Source organism: Phormidium sp. CCY1219 (assembly GCF_055795085.1).
In genome coordinates this window covers 1-1,703 of sequence record NZ_JAYFEQ010000493.1, presented here as the reverse complement: position 1 = coordinate 1,703, position 1,703 = coordinate 1, and the positions used below count along the sequence as shown (strand labels likewise).

Genomic DNA, 1,703 nt, shown 5'->3' with positions numbered 1-1,703 from the left:
GTGGGGGAACCGTGGGTCAGTCGCTCGGCTTATATCCCCACGGATAAATCCGGGGGCTTTACGCCGATTCTCGGTAAGCAGCGAAACTGCTACAGATGACAGCAGATAGACTCAGAAAACTTCTCCGTGCCGACAGAGTGAGTGGCGCTTATAAAATCGGTCGAAATTGGGCAATCCCGCTAATTAACGGAAAACCGCAAATCCGGAAGGGGACGCGCGGGCCGAAACCCCGATGGAAAGGCGCGCACCCAGTAGCGATGAGTTACATTCACGTGAACCAGAATGTTATTCGACAAAATAACAAGCGAGAGGAAAAAGAACCCGTAATTAGCTTCAAACGGGGGCAAACCAATCAGTATGGGTTTGAAGCGGAACTCCCCGAAGTGAATTCAATCGAGGGGGATGCGATCGGGCTATTCTTGATGGAGCGCATGAGGTGATTTTTTCCGAAGTTTCTTTGTGGTGTAAGGGGATTCTATCTCTCGATTTTTATGCGATCGCGCAAGCGGTATAGCAGTCCTAAATCAGTTGTAACAGATATAATGTAAGGATGAGACCCGCCCTAGAAGGAGGCATTCAGAAAACATCATAACCATTATCACTGAACTAGATGATTTTATTAACCCCAGCACAAATACTCAAGAAGTCAAAAGAGCCTTGGCTGTTAAAATGATTTTAACGGGAACATCTTATTATGAGATTGAAAACTTATTGCAGGTGTCTCATAGTTTTATTAGCAAGTGGAAAAATCGAGCTATTTTTCAGGGAGTAGATAGCTTAAAACTTCAATATAAAGGAAGTAAAAGTTACCTCGCTTCCTCAAAAGCCAAGGTGATTGAATGGCTAAGGCAGCAACCTTATTTAAGACTCGGAGATTTAAAACGACATTTAGACCAGGAATATGGAGTGGTTTATGCTTCGGATCGAAGCTACTATGCTTTGTTCAAAGCCGCTAAAATAAGTTGGAAGAAATCTCAAAAAAAGAATCCAGCAAAAGATGAAGAACAAGTCAAAGCCAAAAAAAGGAAATTCAAAATAAACTCAAAGAATGGGAACCTGAAATAAAAGCTGGAAAGCTTGCGGTGTTTATGATTGATGAATGTCATCTTCTTTGGGGAGACTTGTTAGGTTATGTTTGGGGACGAACAGATATTCGGGTGGAAATCCCTATTAAAAATCAGAAAAATAGACAAACTTATTATGGGGCATTGGATTATCGAAGTGATGATTTTATTGTCAAAGAATATTCAAGTGGCAATACGAAAAACACCGTTTTATAAACCATTTACAAAAACAAAGGCCGGGACAAAGAATTGCCATTTTTTGGGATGGCACTAGTTATCATAAATTTCAAGAATTTAAAGAATATTTAAAGCAAGTAAATGGAGAGTTGTCAGAAGATGAATGGTTGGTTCATTGCACTACCTTTGCTCCAAATGCTCCCGAGCAAAACCCAGTAGAAGATATTTGGTTACAAGCTAAAAACTTTATCCGGCAGTTTTATCATCTATGTGATTCATTTAAAATAGTAAAAGGACTATTTAAGTTTTTTGCTGATGGTCAAATATTTGATTTTCCCAAACTTTCTTATTATGGAATTTTGCCACAACTGATTTAGGACTGCTATAAGAGAATTCCTGGGAATGCAGTTTTCCCAGCCGAATCTGCGAATCAAGCCTTTGCTTTAAATTAGCCTAAGAGAA

The 1,703-nt window shown here is 39.8% G+C and carries 1 protein-coding gene and 1 pseudogene; both read left to right on the top strand.

The features are described from left to right. The first annotated feature begins 95 nt into the window (after window positions 1-95). A complete protein-coding gene (locus tag AC0QH1_RS12870) occupies window positions 96-440 on the top strand; it encodes a hypothetical protein (RefSeq protein ID WP_324631539.1) in 345 nt (114 codons plus the stop codon). A gap of 51 nt (window positions 441-491) precedes the next feature. After that, window positions 492-1,618 (top strand): annotated as a pseudogene (locus tag AC0QH1_RS12865) (IS630 family transposase). Window positions 1,619-1,703 lie beyond the last annotated feature (85 nt).

Coding starts and splice junctions, on each gene's coding strand:
- AC0QH1_RS12870 (WP_324631539.1), top strand. CDS start 96: ATGACAGCAGATAGACTCAGAAAACTTCTCCGTGCCGACAGAGTGAGT.